The following is an 18,258-nucleotide window of genomic DNA, read 5'->3' as shown; positions in this document are numbered from 1 at the left end:
ATGTCCAGGCTTGAAACTGACAGGTGTCTTAAATACGAGGGCACCGTAGCGGGTGCCTCCAGTTATCGAACAGTGCCTAGCAGGTCAGAAGTGCACTTTGACCATAGGGGTCGTCCGTATTTTCGGCGCTCGCGAACAGAGTCGACGGTCAATCGATGCGCCACTGCCAGAGTCTGGAACGGTCAAGTGTTTGTTATCCCCCGTCCGGGCCATATTCTCTGCCGAGGACCAAGAAGGCCCTATTTTCGGTGCCCACGAACAGAGCCAACGGTCAATCGATGCGCCACTGCCAGGGTCTGGAACGGTCAAGTGTTTGTGATCCCCTGTCCCGGCCGTGTTCTCTGCCGAACTCGCCCTTGTAGTCGGCACACCAAAGATCGTTAGGGCGACAGCCGTTTGAAAGTGGTGTCCCCGTCGCCCTGTTGCGCCTGCGCTTGCGGCGCTCGACCATGCCGTGGCGGTCGAGCACGGCATGCACGGCCGAGATCGCGGGCCGGTGCACATCCGGATACAGCCGGGCCAGCCGCTCGCGTATCTTCGGCGCACCCCATGTCGGCTTGTCTTGCTTGAGGCGCACAATCAGCTTCTCGATTTGAAACGGAAGCTGATTGGCGTGGCGATAGGGCCGCCGCGATCGGTCCGTCAGCCCTCCAGGCCGCTGTCGTTGTAGCGCGTGAGGATCTTGTAGCCGGTCTTGCGCGAGATATCGAACTCCCGGCAAAGCACCGCCATCTTCTCGCGTCCAGCAGCCGGGCGACGAACTTCAGCCGCTCTTCCATGACGTTACACTCCTTCCAAGGCACCTTGCTCTCCTTGCAAAGGGCCGAAAGTGTAACCCATCTATCCGGAATGAACTGTCACCCATCTCTCGGGAAGGAAAGTCATGGCCAAGGCAACTGGAAGCCGAATTTTCTTTTAGAGTATGAATCAGCGCCGTCTGCCGAAAAGCGCGTCCACGATCTTCCCTTTTGAAACGACCGTGCAGGGCTGGGGCAGACGGTAGTCGAGCACCGCCCATCCGCGTCAAGTCAGGTAGACCTCCTGCCCGTCGCGGAAGAGGCGTCGCTCGGCTGCCTGTATGGAAAGCGTCCCAACCGAAAATTGCGGCTCCGGAAAATGCCCATGGCGACGTGCCACTGCATGGATACGCGCTGAGAGTTCCCCCAGATCGAACGGCTTGACCAAATAGTCGTCGGCTCCAGCGTTGAAGCCCTCGATGCGATGCGAAATCCGATCGCAGGCTGTCAGAATGATGACCGGTGCCGATTCAAGTTCCTTGATCAGCTCCCGCAGATAGTCGATCCCATTGCCGTCCGGCAGGTGAACGTCGAGCAAAATAAGGTCGTAGCCGACCACAGCTGCATAATCGCGCGCTTCGGACAGGTTCTTGGCCCAGTCGACCGCGTGGCCACCAGCCACCAAATGATCGTGCATAGCACTTCCAAGGTCCTTATCGTCTTCAGTGAGCAGTATTCGCATCATGCTGCCGAGCTCCGGTATGAGGGCAAGGCTCCCATCTTATTGGTCGAAGCTGACAATAGGCTGAACCGGCGGCAGCGAATTATTTGGGGAGCTTTCAGGCTGCTGTCAGCTACAACTTGCAAGAAAGGGGTCGTTAACAAAGCCAAACGAAGAGCCCCTATGAAACCCGTCCTGAACTCGGCACTTTTGCTCAATGTGACCCCCGGCGGCTGCATCAGCAAATTGATTTGGGAAACAGGCGCGCCGGTTCTAATGACCGACGCAGGCCGAGGTCTGGAGCTGGACCAGCGAACGGCGTCTTCGGTTTTTCAGGCAACAGCCACATGGAAGAATATGATTGGCTCGACCATGCGCCGAGCTTTGTCGAACGGATTGGTCGCGGGCGCACTACCACAGATTATGGCAGGTTTACGCCCTGGCCTTGACACCCGGGGTGATCGTCACCGGCGGAGCCGCGGCGTACTGATCGGATATCTAACGTCGCTGAGTCTCTCGTCGGTGCAGTGGATCTCTCGGCTTAGCCATCATGCAAAAAACGACGGTTCCGCGACACCACTTTTCAGGTCCGTGACACAGGCTTTGTGAGCCGATCTGTTGTTCTTACCCCAGGCTAATGGCTGAACAGCTCTGTCGCCGGCTCGATGCGCCAGATGGCGCGATGTTTTGAACCCTTTCACGAGGCGACGGCAGCAGCCGACCGGCTCTCCTATCGCGGCTCCCGCGATCCACACACCCAACAAGGGAATCTACCATGGTAATGAAGGCACCGGTTGCCGACGCTAGGAATGGGTCGGTAGTAGATCGGCTGGTCGGCATCGACCTCGCTCGGGGCCTGGCTGTCTTCGGGATGTATGCCGCCCATCTCGGTCCCGACCCCGGCGAAGGAGGACTAGTCGGGTTTCTGATGGAACTAACCCATGGGCGGCCGTCGGCCCTGTTTGCCGTATTGGCCGGTTTTTCAATCCTCCTGATTACAGGTCGCAAGGCGCCGAAGTCGGGGATAGCCGGTAGACAGGCCATCGCCAGAGTCGCAATTCGTGCCCTTGTTTTGCTCGCGCTTGGCTCAATCCTGGGCTGCCTCGGTACCCAGGTCGAAGTCATCCTAGAATACTACGGAATTTGCTTCTTGTTGGTATTGCCGCTCCATCGGCTCAGCGCATATCAGCTGGGCTTGATCGCTGCCGCTACGGCATTAGTTCTCCCGCAAGTCCGTTCCTCCCTTCTGTCGGTTGCCCCCAACCTCCTCGACCCGGTCTTCAACCTCATGGTCAACGGCTACTATCCCGCGGTGACCTGGGTTCCTTTCCTCATCGCTGGCATGGCCATCGCGCGCCTTAATCTTAATACGCTAGCAGCGCATTGGCGCCTTGGTCTGGCGGGGGTCGCGCTGGCCGTGTTGGGCCATGGGGGATCCTTGCTCGCGCTGAGTTCCCGCGCTTTGACTGAAACCTCCTTGTGGTGGTCTGACGTTGACGGCGCTTTTGAGCCTTCCAAGTCGTCATTTATAGTCAAGTCGTCATGGATAGCCGCACCTCATAGCGAAACGACGCTTTCGATCGTGGGCAGCACCGGTTGCGCAATGATCATCTTGGCGGCTTGCATGCTCGCTGTGGATGCGCTCCCGCGTCTGCGAAAGCTGGTCTGGCCAATAATCGCAGTCGGCTCGATGTCTTTGACGGCCTATGTGCTGCACATTGCGGGAATAGCCTATCTTATGAAGATAAACATTTTCAAAGACGAGAGCCTGTCCACGCTCTTTGGCTTCGTTGTGGTTATCAGCACTTTTGCGGTGCTTTGGCTGCGCATCTTCCAGCGAGGACCGATGGAAGTGCTGATGGGTAGGGTCGCAGATCTCGCGCGTCACATCCGCTGAGCACCGCCGCGCCCCGGCCTCCCGATCACATTACGGACAAGGTGGGGCTTTGTCCAAAGCTTGTTCGCGGCAGGGGAGGGTACTTCCTCCCAGCCTGCCGCCTTGTTGATGGAAGCTAAAACGGTCGCGCAGGCGCTAGAGTTGCATCGGCATAATCAGCTTAAACTCGCGAAGTTAAACCCGCGGTTGGTCTATCTCGGCCCGCCTCACCTGAAAGGCTAAGGTATCCGTTTCGGTCAAGGGTTTTAGGGGCCATTTTCGCTGCGCCTTGAGGAGAGCGTTTGCTAGGATGAGGAGCTTTCGCAACAAGATGATGACCTTTGCGGGTTTGCCTGCCGCCTTTAGCGCCTGGTATTTTGCCTTGAGGTCGGGGTTGAAGCGCAGGGCGAAGGGCCGGGCATGTAGAGGGCCTGGCGAACATTGGCCCGGCCGCCCCGGATGAAGGCGCGGCCGCTCCATTTTGCCGAGGCCGGCGAGGCTTGCGGCCTTTGGTTCCGAGTTCCGGCATGTCGATGGTGAGTGTGCAGGCGGTGGCATCCGATGCGCCATATGCTGGTCAGGATTTCGCGGCGCTGGACAGCGTCGGGATCGGCTTTCATGAGGGTAAGCATCGTCTGATCGATATCGCTGAGTTCACGTGGATCTGCTTCCAGCCACTCGTTGTTGTGGCGCCTGAGCAAGGCAAGCGGTCAAGGTCTGGCTCTGGTGCTGGCTGCGGTGCGATCCCCGCACGGGCCAGGTGCCGATCGTGTCGACGATCCACCTCGCCGCGACCAGAGAGCTGCTACTCTCTTCCGCTGTTCATTCTGGCCTCTTCGCAATGAATGTCATAAAATCACCTGTCGCAATTAATGGTTTTTGATTTGGCTCCTACAGCTGGCAGATATCGCCGAGAGTTCCGCAGAGAGCGTCGAAAGTTTTGGCCGCCTTCTTCCGCAGCCGCGCCTTGAGTTTTGAGCAGACCTGTCTTGATCGGGTTGAGATCGGGCGAGCATGGCGGCAGGATCAGGAGCCAGTGCCCCTTTGGCCAACCAGTGGGCGGCGCGTACCTTGCCGACAATCTGGGGTTCCGAACCCGACAGTTGGTTTTCAACCCGACAGTGGCCCGCCTCAGAGCAGGCTACCGCCCTTCGGAGCAGGCAGAAGCTAATCGAGGTTCGCGGGTTCCGGTTTGAATGTGCAGGTCGCTGCGCGCCTGATCTTTCGGTCTGGCGGCACATGACAAAAACTCTCATTTTGGCCGACGATACCCGGTCAGGAGCGGGTATCGCAGTCGAGAAGCGACCCGAGCACGTCCACAAGATGTGCCGAGTTTGCAAGGTGTGTCATTGTTTCTGTCAACGTTCGAGCGACAGCGCACGACGAAACGTCTGGCATACGCCTCGTCTGGCACGCGCCTCGCATATGTTGCAGTTGCTGCTGGAGATCAGGCGATCGAGTGGGCCTTGCAATTTTCCGATTTTGATGCGCCTAAAGTCTCGTGTACAAATCAGGCTGGCGTGAATGGCCTGCCTAAGTTGCGACTTATTACAAAGGAATGGATATGGCGACTGGAACGGTGAAGTGGTTCAACAGCACGAAGGGTTTTGGTTTTATTCAGCCTGACAACGGCGGTCAGGATGTCTTTGTCCACATTTCCGCTGTTGAACGAGCGGGCCTGTCGACCCTTAATGAGGGCCAGAAGATCAACTACGAGGTGGAACAGGATCGCCGCACGGGAAAGTCCTCTGCAGGCAGCCTCAGCAAGGCTGGCTAACGGTCCGGGAAAGCCTTGGCAAGGTTCGTCATCGCCGGAACGCATTGACGGCTCGAAACCCGGGCCGGAGCATGCAAGTTAATGCCGCGGCAGGGATTGCTGGAGCCATCATGAATTACTCTGGAAATGAGGCTCTTGGACGGGAAAGGCGGGGCTCATCCCCGCCCTTTGATTCCGCGCAGATTGGGCCAACGGCTGCTGCGCGTCCGAACGACTGTTGATACGGATTTAGGCTGCGACCTTCTTGCGGGTCCGTTTCGCCGGCGCCGTGGCTGGGGCTTCCGGCTCTTTCGGTTTGCGGCCGAGTCCCATGGTCTTGGCCAAGGCGGAGCGCGCAGCGGCGTAATTCGGCGCCACCATGGGATAATCCGACGGCAGACCCCATTTGGCGCGATATTCGTCTGGGGTCAGACCATAGTGCGTCGCCAGATGGCGCTTTAGCGATTTGAATTTCTTGCCGTCTTCAAGGCTAATGATGTAGTCCGGTTCGATCGACTTTTTGATCGGGACAGCAGGTTTTTTTACAGGCACAGGCTCTTCTGCCGGTATGAGTCCAGCCGTGCCGTTTAGAGCCCCGTGCACTTGGGCGATCAGGGCAGGAAGCTCCCCCGCCGGGACGGGGTTGTTGGAGACGTAGGCTGATACAACATCGGCAGTGAGCTCGATGAGGATGTCGGTCTTGTGGGGTTCTTCTGTCATAAACTTCTCCGGGCAGCTTGAAACACAGTTGGGCGAAGTGTCGCTTCATAGTGGCGGTTGCCGCTGAAAGCAAATGGATCGACGGGTGCGCTGCTCCTCCACCATTGAAGTCTCGGCGACGCATCCCGTCATCGTCCATCGCTAAAGGCAGCGTATTGAATTATGGGAGCGGTCGCGCCCGCCCCACCATAGCGATACAGCAAGACAATCAAAAAAGCCGGTCTTTGCTTGGCCCCAAATCTTTTCTCCTTTCGTGAACGCTGAGCTGCCAAGCTGCTACAGTTCACCTCGCGGGGCAACCGTGCACAACACAGGAGTTGCCCGAGCGATACATTCTTCACTTGCCGCTTATCAGCGCTGGTGATTGCACTTTGCAGCCTGCCTCCGGACCCGCAGCGCTCACGCTGTTGGTTTTGCGCCTGCAGGCGTCGGAAGTCGGATCGCCGCAGCTAATTTCCTCAGGCGGACGAATTCAACAAATCGATTGTTTGGATCGAAGGCATCCACACCATCGATGCCTCTAGAATATGATCCAGCTACAATCACCGTGCTGTAATGGCAGGGACGGCCAGCACAAGCGCGACACGATCCGGCGGGTCCATCGCTGCGTTACGTATTCATGGCTACTGCATCGGGCGCTCGGTCGACCGCCTTAAGCCAGGTCGCCGCATTGCGAGACGGTGACCGGCGAGGGAGAGGGCGCTCTGGCAACGAAGCGAGGCGGGTGGCCTTGCGGGTGGCCGCGTGATGTCATCCGGCTCTCCTGCCGATCTCTGCCGGCCAGATCTGGAGCAACTGTTTTGCATAGATATGGCTCTCTTCAGGGGGCCATCTATGATGGGAGCCGAGCGCGTGTTCGAGCCGGGGAACAGGCTGCGCATGCACTGTGCCCACCTATTGCGATCGTGCTAACCTTGGTTGTTCGGACTTGCCGTTAAAGGCAAGCGACAGATTGAAGTTATGCTGCACCATCTGATTGCCTGGCTCGTTTTCGAGAGCTCGCCGATACAGGGCCTGTGCCGCGTCATGCCGCCCCTCAATGTCCAAAATCACGCCCTTCGCATTCAATGCACGTACGTTTCCTGGGGCTGCAACCAAGACGCTGTCGAGCACCTCAACCGCTTCGTGCGGGCGCTTCTGGCCCACCAAGGCATTTGTAAGTCGTATCGCCGCATCAACATTGTCCGGGTGCTGCTTCACCTCATCCCGCAAAGCCCGCTCTTGAACATCCTGACCAACTTCGCGCAAAATGCGTTCGCGCATAGCCGGATCGATTTGATCGGCGCTGAGCAACTCGGGGGAAGATGTCTCCTGCACGGAAAGAGCCGGCTTTTGCCAGCTGGCGCAACCGCCCAAAGGCAGAATGGCGAGTACGGCAAAAAGAAGTGAGTTCCGGCGCAGAAACATAGGCGATGGAGAAACTGTATTACTATTCATGTTATCTCTCAGTTATCGGGGAGGCGCGTGGCGTTCAGTTAGGAAAGGTGGGACTACTCTAACAATCCGCTGTTCGATCCGTGCGGGAGTGTGACGGATCCTGCGGGGCGAATTGTAAAGTCGGAGGCGAGGTCTTGATAAGACAGCACGGCGAGATCAACCCCGTTTCGCGTCAGAAAGCCGCGGACGAAACGTCGGACATCCATCGACGTCAACAGAATAGGGCGGGTTTGACCCGGTTCTGCGTTCGAAAGGACCTGACGTATCTGTGATAGCATCGCTTCGCTTTGCCGATCCTCCAGTGCGAGATAGGGGCCTGCATCCGAATCTCGAACCGCGCCACGCATCACATCCTCGCTCTCGCGCTCGACGACCAGGGCGGACACGATGCCCTCCGTGTTGGCATGGCGGTGGCAGATCTGTCGCTTCAAACCAGAACGGACATATTCCGTCAGCAGGGCAACGTTCTGCTCACGCTCGCTCCATTCGGCCAATGCCTCCAACACGAGACGGGTGTGGCGGATTGGGATACCTTCCTCCAGGAGGCGGCGCAGAACATCGGCAATCCGAGGAATCGGCGTCGTGCGTAGCACCTCTTTCACAAGCTCAGAATATTCCTGCTCCATTCGGCCCAGGAAATGTCGGGTCTCTTGGATGCCCACCAATCGCGGTGCGTAGCGGGTCAACGCTGCATGGACGCGCAAGGCGAGGAGTTCGCCGGGAGCCCTATGCTCCGTGCCGGCGCCCGTAAGGGCCTTTGCAGGGGTATGTTCAACCGGGAGTCTGTCCGTTTTCGGCTCACGCCTAAGGGGGATACCGCTCGAGTCGACGTGCGCTACATCGGCTCGGAGCGTCATCTGGCTTGGATCTATCGCGTCCTGTTCGACTGGCACGCCCTCGACATCTATCCGGAATTGCGATGTAGGCAGCTGCTCGTCAACCAAGACAGGGATGCGGGGAACGATAATGCCCAGATCGGCTGTGACCAGGAGCGAAACGCGCCCAATATGTTTTTGCAATTCGGCTTGATCGATCGCCTGCATAAGATTTGGCGCTAAAAAAAATGCGATCGGGAATTCCTTCGCAGGCGCGGCTTGCTTAGGCTCCGCTGCAGTTCCATCTTTCGCATCGGCAGTGCCGGCGCCCAGCACATCAGCCTTGACAATGCTTACCGCAGCGAACACTGCGGCCAGCATCAGAAAGACGGGGAGGGGAAACCCAGGAACGAACCCCATCACGACCAGGACGCCGGCCGCCAGCCGCAAGGCTCGAGTACTGGCCGTGAGCTGACTGACCATTTCGGTACCGAGGTTGATCCTCGCCGTCCCAGTCACACGGGTGACGATGGTCGCCGCAGTAATGGAGAGCAGAAGGGCCGGAATCTGCGATATCAATGCATCGCCTATCGTCAGCAGAGTATAGTGATGCAGCACCTCGCCGAAGGACATGCCCTTGGAGAGCAGACCGATCGAAATTCCACCCAGCATGTTGATGCAGATAACCACCAGCCCGGCGATGGAATCGCCCTTCACAAATTTCATCGCGCCGTCCATCGCGCCATATAGTTGGCTTTCCTTCTCCAATTCGGCGCGCCGCCGGCGGGATTCGTTGGCATCGATGTGGCCGTTGCGTAGCTCTGCGTCGACCGCCATTTGCTTGCCCGGCAGAGCATCCAGCGTGAAACGCGCCGCCACTTCTGCCACCCGTTCGGCACCCTTCGCGAGGACCATGAATTGCACCATGGTGACGACCAGAAATATGACGAAACCCACCACGATATTGCCTGAGATGACGAAATCGCCAAAGGTATGAATAATGCTGCCGGCCTCCCCCTCGGCCAGGATCAGTCGCGTCGTTGCGACCGTCAGCGCGAGACGGAATACAGTGGAAATCAAAATAACGCCGGGCAAAGAGGAAAAATCAAGTGGAGTACTGACATACAGGGCAACCATCATCAGCAGTATGGCCAACCCCATATTGAATCCTATCAGTGCGTCGACCACCACGACCGGGATAGGCATGACCATCATCGCGACAGCCAGAAGCAGCATCAACGCAACCATTAAATCCGGGCTGGCCGGCGCACGCTTGATGAAGTCACGCAGGACGTTGGCCATCGAGACACCTTTGCAATCGGTTGAGACTTACTCTGCTGTTACGCCCTGAAACGTAGCTTTCGAACTCCGAAGGCGCCTCGGCCTTGGCCAGCGCGTGACCCTGCATGAGAGCCACAAACAGGCGCGAAATGGCTGGGCAGCAAATGTTTCCAACGCAGCCAGCTTGTCAGCACCGAGCGCCACAGGATGTTTGGCTGGCCATAGAGTGCTGCTTGATGGGGCCTGCGAGCTTTCAATATGGGAGAGCAGCAATGCGGCCATTCCTGCTCAGCAGCACACGGCTGTCCTCAATACGATCGACTACCCATCCATCAGCTAAAATGGCCCCGACAAAATACTTCTCGCTGTCGATGACAAGATACGGTTGGGCCCCATGCCACACAGCTTCGACCGCGATTGCGGATGGCGCCTTCTCCTCTTTGATGAGCACTCCGTTCACCAGTGTTAGAGTACCCTTGGTGCGACGATCGAACGATTGCTGAAGCTTCTGCCAGCTGATGACCGATTCAGACGTGACGGTGCCCTCGGCGGTCACAACACCCTTTGCGGAGCCAATCTTGACGTCGAGAAGACCCGCTCGATCGACTTCCTCCTGCAGCTCTTTGGCCGCTGCCCCCGTAAGTTCATTGTCAGCGCGGTGACTGATCGTTCTGGACGCGACTTCAGCCCGAAGTGAATTGGGGCTCGATCCACTTGCATTGCCAAGATAGGAGAACATGCCCGAAAGCGCGCCGATCCCGAGTGAGCTGATTATGACCATGGCGAGCACACCGATCGGTAGGCGCGGTATGCCGGTCGAACCAGGCGGCTCTGCATCCTGCACGGACCAAGCAATGGACATCTCGCCTACGAGCAGGACGGCAGGAAGGGGCACAACAACGGACTGGCCTGCGGCGATATTCCGGTTGCCCTCGATACTGAGTCCGGGTGCAAGCGCCTCGAGTTCGATCGACTTGCCAAGAAGAGTTACACGAAGATGATGCGGTGCCAGTCCTTGCTCGACAAAGACCAAATCGGCATCGAAGCCGCTGCCGATTAAACACGTTTGAAGATCCGTCTTGCCGGTCAGTCCGCAATAGAGCCCCGAAAGCACTTCGAAACGGAGGGAAACGGCGTCATCCACAGAGCATCTCTCAAACAGGATAGAAGCCGCACGGCAATTGCCATGCGGCTCATTTCGGGACTACGTCGCGTCAATAAGGAGACGCGCTAGGGGCAGTCTAAAAGCCGCTTCCGACATTACGAAACGCGTTCGTCGGCGGCCTTCTTGATGGTCTGGAGATTGGTCGTTAGAGTGCGCAACTGGACACTCCTTTTCGTCGCCTCCAAGCTAACATTGGTTAGTTCTTGCACTTGCGCCTGAAAAGCAGTAGCATCAGCTCCGCTTGTATTGCCGGGAGTGCCACTGTTAGTTTTATCGGTATTGCCGGCGCTACTGGTATTGGTATTGCCTGATTTCTTATTATTATCAACTGCAGCCATGATCATTCCTTTTTCTGTTGGAGTTGTGCCGTCAATAACGGCCTGTATGACCTCACGCCGGATTTTCCCGCGTCAGGCATCTTCTGTGTCATCCAAAGCTTCATCGGCCTCAGCCATCGCATCGTTCGCGAATTGGAACGCGAACGATCGCAGGATACTTTGGAAGGCTTCACTTTGTGCTGCAGACTGTGAGTTGTCTTGAAGTTGATCATTTGAAACGGTCCGGTTATCCGCCCGATCGTTCCCGCCAGCTGGCTTGCCATCATTCCCACCAGCTGGCTTGCCATCATTGCCACCAGCCGGCTTGCCATCACCAGAATGCTCGGATTTCGAATCCCCATGGCCCTTTCGGATCAAGGAAGTCCCGAGGTTGCCAACTCCACTCCCAATTGCTGCTATCATCAGGTACTCCGGCATTTGCCATTGGCGGCGACGTGTTAAAGGTTAACCTCGATCAAGCTAAGGGCGGGAGCTTTCGAGAACCTGACGGCTTTTGACAAAAACCGGCCAGCGCAAAAACGTATGCTCTGCAGGATGTTGCTCTCGCATCGAACAGTCGACCACGATCTCGGCTGTTCGGGCAATCCCGCCGTCCACGCATGCCGCGACCGAATGGCAGCCGCAGCAGCTCGTTTGCATCCTCGATGCTGTGGTGTCGAACAGGAGACACGGTCCACGTGCTGCATGACCGCAATGACCGTATTCTTGCTGGCTCCACGGGCGCACGCAACGAGCAGGAACTCGGTCTTTGCATCACCATTCTCTCGCCTGCACATCACGGCCCGGCGCGGTGAGCTCATTGGCTTCGAGAAGGTCGGCGAGTACGAACATGGGATGGTCTGCCGGCTTTGGGAGGCCGGTGCGGATCCTCTTCTCACCATATCGAAAGCTTGAAGCGGTCGGATTTTCTTGCCCTGTTCGTGAGAACTCCCATCGTCAGCTAATCGTCAGCCAAGCGGTCTATCTAGGCCGGCCGTGCCTGACCTTCGGATCCAAAGGTCCCGTCTCGACACTTTTTGTAACTATAGATCGAAATGGTTTCCCGCGCGATACGCAACGCACACGCTTCTCTGAAGCAAATGTGTGACTTTGTCGGTGGCGAACGAGAGGAGTGACGCCTCAATAAAATCGTCAGGCACGTGTCTAGGAAGGGGAGCTAGCCGAGTTGGTCTGATTTCATTCGCTGTTCCTGGAAATCGGCGGACTGAAGCGCTGATAATCTCAGGACATCGATATGCGAAAGTCCTGTGAGCTCGGGCCAATCTTGGCCTGCTACTGAGAAGCACTTTGGCGGGAACATTACGCCGTCGCGGGTCTGGCTGACCGTGACGTTAACCGAAAGATGCCGCTGGTCTCGTCAGCCGCCAGCACAATAGCAGCACATTCTCGCCTACTACGGAGACGCAATATGAAGGGCATTGGCCGACCACGGAAATCGCAGGCTGAAACTGGAGCCAGCCGCGCGGGGCGGGCGAGCAGTTCCCTTTCGCAATCAAGTCTTGCTGCGGGAGAAGGTGGACAGTCATTCGATTCCGTTGTGGAGCAGATGCGCTCTGGGGACGCCGATAGGAGGCCCTCCTCCCTTCCAGTTGCGCGCGGTCCAGGCGATGCCCGCGAAAGTCTGCCAGGCGCCTCGATTGGCGAAGATCAAATCCTGAACGCACCGCCACGTGGAGCCGCTGCGCCACCACGCGGAACCGTAGCGCCACGTGGCGCAGCCGCAAGGCGGCGCGGTTCTCCCTCCATGTCTGAGGGCGAAGCCATGGCGCCGGTCGGTAGCCAACTATCAACCGCGCAGGTGGAAGGCACCAGCTCATCGTCAAATGAAGATATCAGTCCGACACAGCTCAGAATGAACAGTCTTGTTCAACAACTGACTGATTGCGAGGCTGCGGCCAGGAAAACCGACGTCCCCGAGGAGGCGGTGGAGCTGATCAGTCGGGTCGTCGATGCAGCCTCAGCAATTCTGGAGTACCGCGCTAGCCTGCCTGCGGCTGAGGCGCAGACAATTATGCCAGACGACAAGGTGCGTAGATGTTGCCAGATCGTGTGCGACGCCGCGAATGAAGTAGACAAACTTGGCCTGTCGACGATCACGAAATTGGACAAAAAGACCAAGAAAGCGGCAGGTATGGTCGATAAACTCTACTCCTACTCCCAGGCGGACCGGCAGGAGCTGTTGATTTTAAATGTGGAGAACCACCATACGGCGGCAATTAAGTGGTGGGAAAAAAAGGCATGGCGCTCCGAACGGCAGCGATCCGCCTGCGCTGCCACCGCTAGCCTATCCAGTGGAACGCCCGTGATGCGGGAAGCCGAGCGGTGCGCACTGCGGCTGCGTGCCGGCTCGGTACTGAGTGTCAGGATCTGGCTGGTCCATGAGCGGATCGGTCTTGCGCGGGCCAAGATTGAACTGCGGGCGAGCAGGTTCGAGCCAGATTTGAAGGAACTCCTCGTCGGTCGAAATGGAGTGGTGCAGCTGATGGCAAGCGCCGTTCAAGAAGCTCTTCGCGCCCTCTCTTTGGCGAAGGGCATAATGGATGATGGCAAAGCACTCAACGCTCATGATTGCGCGGTTGTAGAAAAAATCATGGAGCGGCTTTCGGATTTTGGATTGGCGTTGCACGAGGTGCATACCAAGCTAAGCCATACCTACCCAGATGCCGGCCTCCCATTGAAACTGTTCGAACGGATCGTGGACGATGCATGGATCACTGCGCACGATGCCATGCACTTGTTGAACCTGCAGTCTCCGCCGTCAGCCATCATGGCGCCACAGGCCCAGGCGGGCGCTGCGATGCCGGCCAGGGCAGGCGCTGCGATACCGGCTGACACTGCTGGTACGGCTGCAGTGTCAGAAGGCACTACAGCGCGAAGGAAAGGGAAGTCAAAGCATAAGTCGGCAGCTCGCGCCGGGACTTCTGCCGCCGGGCAGCCATCAACACCAGTCGCTGCGAACGCCGGCACAGTGCCAGCAGCCAAGGTTCTCGCGCGCTCGGATCAAGTTGCGAGTACACAGGTGAGAGCGCAAGAGGTGGCTGCGAGTTCGTCGGGGGCAGGCTCGACAATCGGGGGCGCCGCGTTGTCAATGGAGGTATTGACGGAGCGGCTCAAACGATTGGACGAACTTTTGCAGTTCGATCTGGCCGGTCAGCAAAGCGTCGTCTCCCAAGTGCGCCAGATGAAGCCTGAGGAGGCCGGTAAGGTCGTGGACGATGTGGCCCAGTACCTGCGAGCCCAGGCCATTGAGATGCAAACCTGTCTCGCCGGGTTGCAGGGGCGTAATGTACGCCTGCTACTCACCTCCACCCAGCTACCCAAAGTGCACGAACGCACAGACCAGCTCAAAGGGTTGCTGAACATGGTGCTGGGACAGGCCAACGCATTGAATGAAGGAAAAGCCGGCATTACGACTGATTGCATGAAGACCTACGCATTTCCGGCGCAAAAATACCTGGAACATTTGTGCAATGCCGACGAATTGATGCCGCCGGAGGCACCGGTCGCGCTGCGTGGCGAGCCAGGAAAGCTGTTTGAGATGAAGCTGCAGCCCAAGATGCTGGTCAATGGTGCGATGCCGAGCCCGATGTGGGTGCACATCCACACGAGTCGCCCCGTCATGGCCAGAAACTTGGAAGGGCTGGCTGATTCCGAATTCACCGCTTGCCACGTTAAATCCAACGAACAGCGCGGCTACAATCGAGAGCGAGAGGAAGCCGATGCTAGGTCCGGTCGCGAGAAGGTCATAATTCATCGCGGCAAACTCACCCCCGCTTTCTGTAAGTCCTTGTTGACCTCGGGGCTTGGCCGCCAACCACGCCATTCGCGTGCCGAGCTCCCGTCGGCGCAGGCTGCATGACAGGGCACGTACTTTGGGGTCTAGGGCAGAATGCGGCCGGCCACGCTGTGAGTCAGCGAGCATTTCTCCTGGCCAAACCGCGATGCCGCTGCGCGAGTTGCGGTCCGGCGATTGGAGTCGATCGGCTACCGTCAGGGCCGATTTGCGATGTCGCGTTACCTGCTGTTGACGTGGCGGCGTATCTTGCCTCCCATCCAACTTATCGCCGAGATCGCGCCGCCAAGATCGAGGCGGAAGGTCTTCCTGCGAGCGCGGAGCAGGCATAGCCGATCCGATCGGGATCGGCGCATCGCAACGACCCAACGGTGTGGTGGAGAAAATTGGATTCGGGAGAGCTCGTATCCAAGAGGCGGAGTTCCGGCCCGAATACAATCCGCTCGCAAGCACCCACGATGCGCATCCGCAGTTTATTGTCTGGGAGATGGGCTGGATCGCTCGGCGGCGCTGGCGCTAAGGCGGGGCTGTCGCCGGACAATTAGCATTCACTGCCAACAGCCTTGCAACCGTCACCAGTTGCAAGGCTCGGCGGCGGGTCGACAAATCACATGAAATCGTCGTCAGACCCGCTATCGCTGCTGTCGCTGTCCTCGGTTTTGTGGAGATAGAGTGGAGGTTTGCCTGCACGCTGCCACTCACCGGCACTGTTCTTCGTCCATTTGTCGGGATGCTGCGTAGGGTCAAGCACCAGGTCGCCATGATCCACTTCAACAAACCCCATCGTCTGCGCGCGCGCTTGTGCTTCCGGATTAGCCGCACGCCAATTCAGCAACGGTCGGTCGCCGTCTATCCGAAGTTGATGCTCCAGCAGAATATCGCCCGCATTTTCGACGAGCGGATGGGCGACTTGAAGATCCACTATGGAAGTGACCTCAGTTCGACCAGGAAATTGTTCCCGCCAACTTTCCGATTCGAACTCGTTCATGCTGAATCCGCCTTCCATTCTCAGCAGTCCGGCACTCCGGTCTCCCAATTGGTAACTGAAATATCGCGCGTGCTCCGTATCTCGACGGATGCCATATTGCTGAGCAACGTCCGCGGTGCGCCTGGCTCGTGACGATACGAACTCCGAATACTCTTGAGGATTGTCGGCGATGTGCGTGATTTCATCACCATGAAATTGCCTCACCTGTCTCCTGAAGGAAGTCCTGTTGATCTCCACCACAGGAGGTCGGGAATTGAGGGAGTATGCTTGGGGAGCCGCCGATGATGAGGCGCCGCTACCTTCCGATCCGGATAAGTGCATTCGGGCAAATGTGTCCGCGAACCCTTCGCTTCCTGCATCCGATTGCTCGCCGGCATTATGCGCGCGGTAACTATCGGATGAGCCAATTCGACCATACATGACGATTCGTACTCCTATGTTTCGCAACCGAGCTCAAGTTAGCACGGCTGTTCAACATAGGGCGCTTAGTTGACGACTAGCTGACGAGGGCATTCCAACGGCTGCACCAATCAAATCCGCACTGCCGGCCTCAAAACCTCGGACTGCGCCACGCACCGGCCAGCAGAGGCTGAAAGGTCATGCCCGGAGGACTTGCCGTAGTTGCTGGGTGGCAGATCCGAGGGGAGTGATTGCCCCAGGCCCGCGGTTGCGCGGTTGGCCTGACAGAGACACTGGGGCACGGATGGCCAGCCGACATTTGCCACTAGCATGGAACCAGGTCAGTTTTGAACTGGGCAGTCGTGGACTTCCAATGACTAGGCCAAGCCTGCGGCAAAGAATGCTTTCGCGACAGGCTGGAAATATTGCATAGGAACCGCGTGGCCGAGTTTTGTAGTGCTTATCAGCTGACGCGCTAAGACATGGTCATGGACGATCGTCAGGCGTAGTGCCCGCGCCTCACTCAACACATGTGAAACGCGCTCACCTTCGGCACGGCAAACTAAGAACGGCACCCCGGTTTCACCGCGAACGTAACGCAGACCGATCAGGACCGCCCTTCCTGTTAAGACCAGCGTGGCGCGATGCACGCCAAGCGCAGGCTCGTCGGCCGCCTCCTCGCGGATGCGACGCTGTTCACCTTTCAACTCTGGCGCTCCTTGCTGATCCTTCGACTCGCGCGTCACTTCGGTATTGGTCATGCGCATTTCGCGCAGATACAACGCGCGCTGGAGCAGGAGATCGATCAGTCCGCCGACCAGCAGTGCGCCGGCGCCAATTCCCATCAGCAATTTTGTCTCCATAAAGATGAGGCCAACACAGCCCATGCCGCAGATCGGCAGAGGGACCATTGTCTTCCACATCCCGAGAAGGACAATGGAAAAGGTTGCGCTGAGAACCAATACCTTGAACATGGTCTTGCAGACTTCGACCATGGAACGAGCAGACCCCAAGCGCTTCAGCCCTTCAAAGGGGTCAATTTTCTTAAAGCTGAGCTTCATCGGCTCCAGAGAGAAGACAAATCCACCATTGGCTAGCAGGCTGGCCAAAATCACCGCGGCGACGAGGGTTCCAAGCAGCGGGCCAACAGCCGCGACGGTGAGTTGGACGAGCACAACCAATGCCTGCGGCACCGCGGTATCGAAAGGTAGGCTCTGCAACTTGGTGGCTAATAGGAGCGCTTCCCGGCATTTGTCCTCGATCACGCTGCCTCTTAGCCAAAGGTAGCCGAGCCCAGCGCAAGTCCCGACCGCGCGGACGAAATCGGAGCTACGTGGCAGCTGTCCTTTTTTGCGCGCTTCACTTAACTTCTTCGGGCTGGCGGCGTGTGTCTTCTCTTCACTTGTGTCGCTCATGGCAGCAATTTGTCGAACCACTCCAGCGCGCCGTTGGCTTGTGTGACCTCCAGTTTCATGCTCTCCACCAGATAGGCAGCGTAGGTGACCATGAGAACTGGAAAGACAATGTTCTTGATTGCCGGAGACAGTTGGCTCGCCTTAAATTGCGGGGCAAAGCGACGCAGCAGCATCATCGATATATCAATCAGTATCAGGAAGAACACGACAGGCCCCGATACCAATAATGCCGTGCGCATTATGCGGTCGAGAAGCCCCAACAACTCCATTGCTCCTGGCCCGCTCAGTGTCGGGTGAAACTGATACACCGGCCAGATCAAGTAGCTGCGGTACAGGACACTGATCAAAGTTTCCAGGCCTCCTGATCCGACGAATATGGCAATCGCAGTGATCCCCAGAAAAACGCCCATCGCGGAAGCCTGACTGTTCGTCGCGGGATCGGCCGAAGCGGTCGGGCTGCTGATGCCGCGTTGGTTGTCGATAAGCTCCCCGGCAGCCTGAAGGCCCCAAAGCGGAATGCCAAGAAAAGTGCCAAGGAGTACACCGACAAAAACTTCCTTGAATCCGAGCAGGGTTAGCTGGATCAGGCGTGTATCAGAATCCAGCGCCGGCAATCCGCCGCTGACGTGTGCCAGGCATGGTAGTGCGAAGCCAACAGCCAAACAGCCCCGGATCAGCCCACTGATCTGCGAGCGTGTGAATACGGGAAAGATCAGCATGATGCCCATCGCGCGGGCTGCCCCAAGACCTGCCGCAACGACGAGTTCGAGAGCCGTCTGGATCAGAATTTGAATATCGGCCGATGGCGCGTCCATGG

Annotated in this window: 13 protein-coding genes and 1 pseudogene; 3 read left to right on the top strand and 11 right to left on the bottom strand. The window is 57.8% G+C overall.

All coding sequences use genetic code 11. From position 1 onward, the window contains the following. Positions 1–346: 346 nt before the first annotated feature. A pseudogene (locus tag EJ078_RS09100) lies at positions 347–779 on the bottom strand (helix-turn-helix domain-containing protein); the annotation flags it as partial. A gap of 244 nt (positions 780–1,023) precedes the next feature. Further along, complete coding sequence (locus tag EJ078_RS09095) at positions 1,024–1,482, bottom strand: response regulator transcription factor (RefSeq protein ID WP_224570033.1); 459 nt, start codon at positions 1,480–1,482, stop codon at positions 1,024–1,026. A gap of 757 nt (positions 1,483–2,239) precedes the next feature. Between EJ078_RS09095 and EJ078_RS09090 the strand changes: the two genes are divergently transcribed. Both EJ078_RS09090 and EJ078_RS09085 read left to right on the top strand, forming a co-directional pair. Continuing rightward, a complete protein-coding gene (locus tag EJ078_RS09090) occupies positions 2,240–3,355 on the top strand; it encodes a DUF418 domain-containing protein (RefSeq protein ID WP_245456829.1) in 1,116 nt (371 codons plus the stop codon). 1,543 nt (positions 3,356–4,898) lie between these two features. Further along, positions 4,899–5,111, top strand: a complete 213-nt coding sequence (locus tag EJ078_RS09085) for a cold-shock protein (protein WP_008874821.1) — start codon at positions 4,899–4,901, stop codon at positions 5,109–5,111. Positions 5,112–5,339: 228 nt separating this feature from the next. Here the strand turns inward: EJ078_RS09085 and EJ078_RS09080 are convergent, their stop codons facing one another. The 6 genes from EJ078_RS09080 to EJ078_RS09055 all read right to left on the bottom strand — a co-directional run bounded on the left by EJ078_RS09080 (position 5,340) and on the right by EJ078_RS09055 (position 11,248). Continuing rightward, positions 5,340–5,810: a MucR family transcriptional regulator gene (locus EJ078_RS09080; protein ID WP_024505385.1), complete on the bottom strand. Its 471-nt coding sequence runs from the start codon at positions 5,808–5,810 to the stop codon at positions 5,340–5,342. An 894-nt stretch (positions 5,811–6,704) separates the two neighbouring features. Then, complete coding sequence (locus tag EJ078_RS09075) at positions 6,705–7,247, bottom strand: tetratricopeptide repeat protein (protein WP_082826568.1); 543 nt, start codon at positions 7,245–7,247, stop codon at positions 6,705–6,707. Positions 7,248–7,300: 53 nt separating this feature from the next. After that, entirely contained in the window at positions 7,301–9,364 is a 2,064-nt protein-coding gene (gene sctV, locus EJ078_RS09070) for a type III secretion system export apparatus subunit SctV (protein ID WP_208721214.1), read from the bottom strand. A 232-nt stretch (positions 9,365–9,596) separates the two neighbouring features. After that, positions 9,597–10,487, bottom strand: a complete 891-nt coding sequence (locus tag EJ078_RS09065) for an EscD/YscD/HrpQ family type III secretion system periplasmic domain-containing protein (RefSeq protein ID WP_029354836.1) — start codon at positions 10,485–10,487, stop codon at positions 9,597–9,599. Between the two features lie 116 nt (positions 10,488–10,603). Beyond that, complete coding sequence (locus tag EJ078_RS30230) at positions 10,604–10,852, bottom strand: hypothetical protein (RefSeq protein ID WP_024505381.1); 249 nt, start codon at positions 10,850–10,852, stop codon at positions 10,604–10,606. Positions 10,853–10,918: 66 nt separating this feature from the next. Beyond that, positions 10,919–11,248 carry a hypothetical protein gene (locus EJ078_RS09055; RefSeq protein WP_091595908.1) on the bottom strand — a complete coding sequence of 110 codons (330 nt, stop codon included), beginning with the start codon at positions 11,246–11,248 and terminating at the stop codon, positions 10,919–10,921. Between the two features lie 1,342 nt (positions 11,249–12,590). Here EJ078_RS09055 and EJ078_RS09050 point away from each other — a divergent pair. Then, positions 12,591–14,705 (top strand): hypothetical protein, encoded by a 2,115-nt coding sequence (locus EJ078_RS09050; protein WP_236387762.1) that lies wholly within the window; start codon positions 12,591–12,593, stop codon positions 14,703–14,705. A 541-nt stretch (positions 14,706–15,246) separates the two neighbouring features. On the opposite strand, the gene EJ078_RS09045 is transcribed toward EJ078_RS09050, so the two are convergent. The 3 genes from EJ078_RS09045 to sctT form a co-directional block, all read right to left on the bottom strand. Beyond that, entirely contained in the window at positions 15,247–16,047 is an 801-nt protein-coding gene (locus EJ078_RS09045; protein ID WP_091595847.1) for an Effector protein NopP, read from the bottom strand. A 356-nt stretch (positions 16,048–16,403) separates the two neighbouring features. Continuing rightward, positions 16,404–17,441, bottom strand: coding sequence for an EscU/YscU/HrcU family type III secretion system export apparatus switch protein (locus EJ078_RS09040; protein ID WP_029354843.1), 1,038 nt, complete (start codon positions 17,439–17,441; stop codon positions 16,404–16,406). Then, positions 17,438–18,256: a type III secretion system export apparatus subunit SctT gene (gene sctT / locus EJ078_RS09035; RefSeq protein ID WP_091595845.1), complete on the bottom strand. Its 819-nt coding sequence runs from the start codon at positions 18,254–18,256 to the stop codon at positions 17,438–17,440. Before sctT ends, EJ078_RS09040 begins: the two co-directional genes overlap by 4 nt. Positions 18,257–18,258: the final 2 nt, after the last annotated feature.

Source organism: Mesorhizobium sp. M1A.F.Ca.IN.022.06.1.1, assembly GCF_003952605.1.
Taxonomy (GTDB): Bacteria; Pseudomonadota; Alphaproteobacteria; order Rhizobiales; family Rhizobiaceae; genus Mesorhizobium.
Note: the sequence above shows the minus strand (reverse complement) of the source record. Positions and strands in the feature narration are given on the sequence as shown.